The organism is Pseudomonas sp. 32_A (genome assembly GCF_017490905.1).
In the GTDB taxonomy this organism is placed as follows: domain Bacteria; phylum Pseudomonadota; class Gammaproteobacteria; order Pseudomonadales; family Pseudomonadaceae; genus Aquipseudomonas; species Aquipseudomonas inefficax.
In genome coordinates, this window is record NZ_JAFGYI010000423.1 from 1 (window position 1) to 342 (window position 342).

Sequence of the window (342 nt, forward strand, 5' to 3'; positions counted from 1 at the left end):
TGCCCTGGCGCCTGAGCATCAGTTCGAGAATCTGCGGTACGGTTTTCTGCTGGAAGATGCGCCAGTTCGAGCGCAAGCCGGCACGGGCCAGCACGGGCTCGACCAGGGCGCGGTAACGGGTGCGATAGAACCCCGTCTCGCCCTGGCTGAAGCTGCTGACCAGGCCATGCACGTAGCGCAGGGGGCGCTCACCGCGCCAGATCGTGAACAGCACCGGTTTGTCGAGCAACTGGCCGAAGTCGACCTCGTCTTCAAAACTGATCAATTCCAGCTTCAGCTGGAACGGTGAGCTGATCATTTCGTCGAGTTCGAACGAAACCACTTCGAAGTCACTCTGGCCAG

The 342-nt window shown here is 60.5% G+C and carries 1 protein-coding gene; it reads right to left on the reverse strand.

Going from position 1 to position 342, the window contains the following annotated elements; all coding sequences use genetic code 11:
- On the reverse strand, window positions 1-342 hold a 342-nt coding region (locus J5M58_RS27325), incomplete at both ends, for a contractile injection system protein, VgrG/Pvc8 family (RefSeq protein ID WP_306795269.1).